5 protein-coding genes and 1 pseudogene are annotated in these 4,096 nt (G+C 62.2%); 1 reads left to right on the forward strand and 5 read right to left on the reverse strand.

Translation table 11 applies throughout. From position 1 onward, the window contains the following. A pseudogene (locus EOA29_RS27720) lies at positions 1 to 429 on the reverse strand (serine O-acetyltransferase); the annotation flags it as partial. Positions 430 to 549: 120 nt separating this feature from the next. Between EOA29_RS27720 and EOA29_RS27725 the strand changes: the two are divergent. Further along, positions 550 to 1,149 carry a hypothetical protein gene (locus EOA29_RS27725; protein WP_126093546.1) on the forward strand — a complete coding sequence of 200 codons (600 nt, stop codon included), beginning with the start codon at positions 550 to 552 and terminating at the stop codon, positions 1,147 to 1,149. Between the two features lie 6 nt (positions 1,150 to 1,155). On the opposite strand, the gene EOA29_RS27730 is transcribed toward EOA29_RS27725, so the two are convergent. The 4 genes from EOA29_RS27730 to EOA29_RS27750 form a co-directional block, all read right to left on the reverse strand. Further along, entirely contained in the window at positions 1,156 to 1,656 is a 501-nt protein-coding gene (locus EOA29_RS27730; protein WP_126093545.1) for a GNAT family N-acetyltransferase, read from the reverse strand. Between the two features lie 26 nt (positions 1,657 to 1,682). Then, positions 1,683 to 2,450 carry an alpha/beta hydrolase gene (locus tag EOA29_RS27735; RefSeq protein ID WP_126093544.1) on the reverse strand — a complete coding sequence of 256 codons (768 nt, stop codon included), beginning with the start codon at positions 2,448 to 2,450 and terminating at the stop codon, positions 1,683 to 1,685. 14 nt (positions 2,451 to 2,464) lie between these two features. After that, positions 2,465 to 2,977, reverse strand: coding sequence for a DUF192 domain-containing protein (locus EOA29_RS27740; RefSeq protein WP_127221885.1), 513 nt, complete (start codon positions 2,975 to 2,977; stop codon positions 2,465 to 2,467). A 336-nt stretch (positions 2,978 to 3,313) separates the two neighbouring features. Then, complete coding sequence (locus EOA29_RS27750; RefSeq protein ID WP_126093541.1) at positions 3,314 to 3,907, reverse strand: cold-shock protein; 594 nt, start codon at positions 3,905 to 3,907, stop codon at positions 3,314 to 3,316. Between the last annotated feature and the right edge of the window lie 189 nt (positions 3,908 to 4,096).

The following is a 4,096-nucleotide window of genomic DNA, read 5'->3' on the forward strand; positions in this document are numbered from 1 at the left end:
GCTCTGCAGGTAGAGCGCGAAGTCCCTGCGGCCCTGGTTCCACAGCCAGTGCGCCAGCCGGTGCGTCTGGATGGCATGGAAACCCTTGAAATAGAGCACCGGCATGATGAAGCGGTCGCAGGCCGGGTCGCGGTCATAATAGGCCTGGATGTCGACGCGCAGCGTCGTGCTCCACTCCGGATCGTCGGCAAGCATCGCCTTGAAGGTCTGACGGATGAGATCGGAGCCGATATCCTGATGCGCCAGACGCTCGGCCAGCCGATGGATGACCGCTTCCTCCAGGCTTTCCTGGTTGAGGATGGTGGAATAGAGGAAGGCGGCCAGCAGCGGATCGCGGTTCACCGCTTCCATCGCCTCGTCGCGGATCGAGCGCCAGATCGGATCGACCGGCTGCACCATGCTGGGACGGGCTATCGTAACGCTGTTCATCGACGATCTCCGGCCTGCTCATTCTCCGGCGGCTTATATAAGGTAGATCGTAGCACGGTTGAACTCAATTTTCCTTAGTGCTTTGTCAAATGGACTTGGTTCACGGGAATTCAAGCCGCGATGGAAAACGAACCCTTGATCGACGGAGCACTGAAAAACGAGCTTACCGCGCTCTATCAGGCCGGGGACAGGCACTACCATGACCTCGCTCATGTCGAGGCCATGCTGGCGCTAGCGGAAGAATGCCGACGCCTGCTCCATGACCCGGACGCCGTCGAAGCGGCGATCTGGTTCCACGACGCGATCTATGACAGCCGCGCCAAGGACAACGAGACCAAGAGCGCGGTCTTGGCGGAGCAAAAGCTCTCCGGCCGCATCAGCTCGGAGCGTCTCAGCCGTATTGTGGCGATGATCGACGCCACCGCCACGCATCAGTTGCCGCGGCTCGACGACGAGAAGGCGACAAGCGACGCAGCCCTTTTCCTCGACATGGACCTGGCAATCCTTGGCGCCGAGCCGGGCGCCTTCGATGCTTATGAGAAAGCCGTCCGGCGCGAATATGGCTGGGTCGAGGAACCGATGTGGCGCGCTGGCCGGGCAGCGGTGCTGAAGAGCTTCCTAGCCCGCCCACATATTTTCCATACCGCTGAATTCCGGCGGCGCTTCGGAGAAAGGGCCCGGCAGAACCTTGCGCGCTCGCTGGTAGCGCTGGAGGGTTGACAAGTCCTAGTCCGGAAAGGTCTCCATGCGCTGCGCATAGGCCTTGAATCCCGCGCGTCGGTAAACGGACTGGGCGGCCGGATGATCATGGGTATCGGTATGAAGCCAAAGCCTTTCCGGCCGGTGCGACCACACCGCGCGTAGCGCCCGGTCGAGCAGGAACGGCCCCAGCCGCCGCCCTTGGAATGCGGGAACCAGCCCGAAATGAACGAGTTCGATGGCTTGCTGGCCGACATCGTTGAACTCGCAGAAGCCTGCGGCTTCGCCGTCGACGCGCAGCACATGGATATGCGTCGAGGCGCTGGCGAGCAGCGTTTCGAGCTCCACCTTGGGCATGCGCAGCCGCTGGTCCCATTGCACCGGTCCGCCGACGGCGCGGTAGAGGTCGAGATAGTTTGGAAGATCAGGCATCTCATGCCTCACGGCCGCGCCGGACAGCGGAACCGTAAGCGGCTCGCCGGACGACGGCTCGGTCATCTCCATATAGGTGACGAGAAGATCGACCATGGTCGTTCGAGCGCGAAGTCGCGCGTTCAGAGCGGATTTTCAGCGTAGAACTCGAGCACCCGCTGCTTGAAGCTCTTGTCGCCGACGGCAAGCATATGGTCGCGGCCTTCGATGTGAAAGGCTTTTGCATTCGGCATCAGGGCGGCGAGTTCGTCGGGCGAGCCGGCGATGTCGTCCTTCGTACCGACGGCGATCAGGGTCGGCTGTGAAATGCGCGCGACATCGTCCTCGCTCATGGATGCGCGCGAGCCGACGATGCAGACGGCAAGCGCCCGGCGGTCGCTGCGGGTCTGGTCGGCGAAAGCGCGAAACGAGCGGCCGCGCGCATGGCTGATCGTGGCGGGGTCCTCGGCCAGAAGCGCATCGGCGATCGGATCCCAATCGCCGACGCCGTCGACCAGACCGATGCCGAGACCGCCCAACACCAGCGTCGCCACCTTGTCCGGATTGGACAACGCCATGAATGCGGATACCCGCGCGCCCATCGAGTAGCCCATGACATGGGCGCGTTCGATTCCGAGGTGATCGAGCAGCGCGGCAGCGTCCGACGCCATCCTGGCCGGCGTGTAGTCGGCCTCGTCATAACTCTTCGACGAGGAGCCGTGGCCGCGATTGTCGAAGGCGATGGCGCGGTAGCCGCCGTCGTTCAGCGTCTTGAACCAGCCGGGCGAGACCCAGTTGACGTAATGGCTCGAGGCAAAGCCATGGATCATCAGCACCGGATCGCCCTCCCCGGACGCCGGCTGGCGGTCGAGATAGGCGAGTTCGAAGCCGTCATGGGAAAAATATTGCATTGACGCAGCCGCAGTCAGTCGGAACCGGCGCCCGACGCCTTGGCGATCACCGGGTGGCGCAAGAGATCGCCGTCCTCGAGACCGTCCTTGGCGGCCGTTCCCGCCTTGAGCTCGAGCACGAATCTCACCGGATGTCCCGGAGAGATGATCGCCTCCGATTCCGGTTCGCCGCGCTTGATGGCCTTGATCTTGCCGTCCTCGCCGACAAAGACCAGGTCGAGCGGCATCGGCGTGTTCTTCATCCAGAAATTCACTTCGCCGGATTTCTCGAATACGAACAGCATGCCGTGGTCGGCGGCCATATCCTTGCGGAACATCAGCCCGGCCTCGCGCTCGTCGGACGTATCGGCGATCGCGACGGAGAAGGAATGCTCGCCGGAGCCGGTCACCGCGACCAGCGGCGTCGGATCGACCGGCAGCATCATGGCCTGGCCGTCCGCCGAGCTCGATTTCAAGGCGCCGAAATAGGCAGCCAAAACGATGGCGCCGCAAAGCGCGCCTGCAGTCAGCCAGTTGCGGTAAGACATGTGATACCTCGTCCAGACCTCGTCCTAATGCAAAGTCGCCCAAAAATGCGCAGCGGTTTTGGGCAAACGACATGCATCAAAACAAACACAAAGCGCGGCGCCTGAATCCGTTTCGCCGCGACGCGCTTTAAACCATGATCCAGGCGAGTGGAACCGGTTTTCGGACAAGACAAGGCCTTGCACGTGCAAGGCCTTGTCACGAGACGGGCCCATCCTGATCGTGTCGGGGAAGCCCTCGAGCGTTTCACCGTTTCACAGAAACGGCGAACCGCTTTATCTCTTTGTTTTGACGCAATTCCGGGCGGAAAACCGCTACGCACTTTTCCTGGAATTGCTCTAATGCGAGACCGGCAAGGTGCCCATATCGGGATGGATTTCGGCGGCCATAAGGCCTTTGTCGCCGCGCCCGAAGCGAACCAGCACGACCTGCCCCGGCCTCAGTTCGGTGATGCCGTAGCGGCGCAGCGTCTCCATGTGGACAAAGATATCCTCTGTGCCGTCGCCCCGGGTCAGGAAGCCGAAGCCCTTGGTGCGGTTGAACCACTTCACGAGCGCCCGCTCGAGCCCGCTTTCGGCCGTCACGGTGACATGCGTGCGCTGCTCCTGCTCCGCCGGATGAACCGCCGTGGAGGCATCCATGGAAAGAACGCGGAAAGCCTGCAGGCCGCGCTCGCCCTGCTTGACGAGGCAGACGACGCGCGCGCCTTCCAACGCGGTCTGGAAACCGTCCCTTCGAAGACATGTCACATGGAGGAGAACATCACCCGAGACGCCGTCGTCCGGAAGAATGAATCCGTAGCCCTTGGCCACGTCGAACCATTTGATAGCGCCGGCGATTTCGACAAACTCGGCGGCGTCGCCGCCGCTGTCCCGCTTCAAGGCGTCGTCAAGGCTTCCGTCCCGCCTCGTGAAAGAGGCTTTTTCCCCCATAAGAATGCCCCCTTTTCCTACTGCAACCGACACTGATTCTTGCCATGAGATTAACACTGCGGCTTCCGGGGTGTGCAAGACCTGACGTGCCTTTTTTCACCGTTGCGCACGGGAAAGCCGCAATTCTCGTTTGCCGGCGCTTCGGGACAGGCAAATGGCCGGCCTGAAAAACGGCCCTCCCACCCGTTT

The sequence above is a fragment of the Mesorhizobium sp. M1E.F.Ca.ET.063.01.1.1 genome (genome assembly GCF_003998155.1).
Classification (GTDB): domain Bacteria; phylum Pseudomonadota; class Alphaproteobacteria; order Rhizobiales; family Rhizobiaceae; genus Mesorhizobium.

What these genes read in the sequence shown, in the direction of transcription:
- EOA29_RS27750 (WP_126093541.1), bottom strand. Translation starts at nt 3,907, where the DNA reads ATGGGGGAAAAAGCCTCTTTCACGAGGCGGGACGGAAGCCTTGACGAC.
- EOA29_RS27735 (WP_126093544.1), bottom strand. Translation starts at nt 2,450, where the DNA reads ATGCAATATTTTTCCCATGACGGCTTCGAACTCGCCTATCTCGACCGC.
- EOA29_RS27730 (WP_126093545.1), bottom strand. Translation starts at nt 1,656, where the DNA reads ATGGTCGATCTTCTCGTCACCTATATGGAGATGACCGAGCCGTCGTCC.
- EOA29_RS27740 (WP_127221885.1), bottom strand. Translation starts at nt 2,977, where the DNA reads ATGTCTTACCGCAACTGGCTGACTGCAGGCGCGCTTTGCGGCGCCATC.
- EOA29_RS27725 (WP_126093546.1), top strand. Translation starts at nt 550, where the DNA reads ATGGAAAACGAACCCTTGATCGACGGAGCACTGAAAAACGAGCTTACC.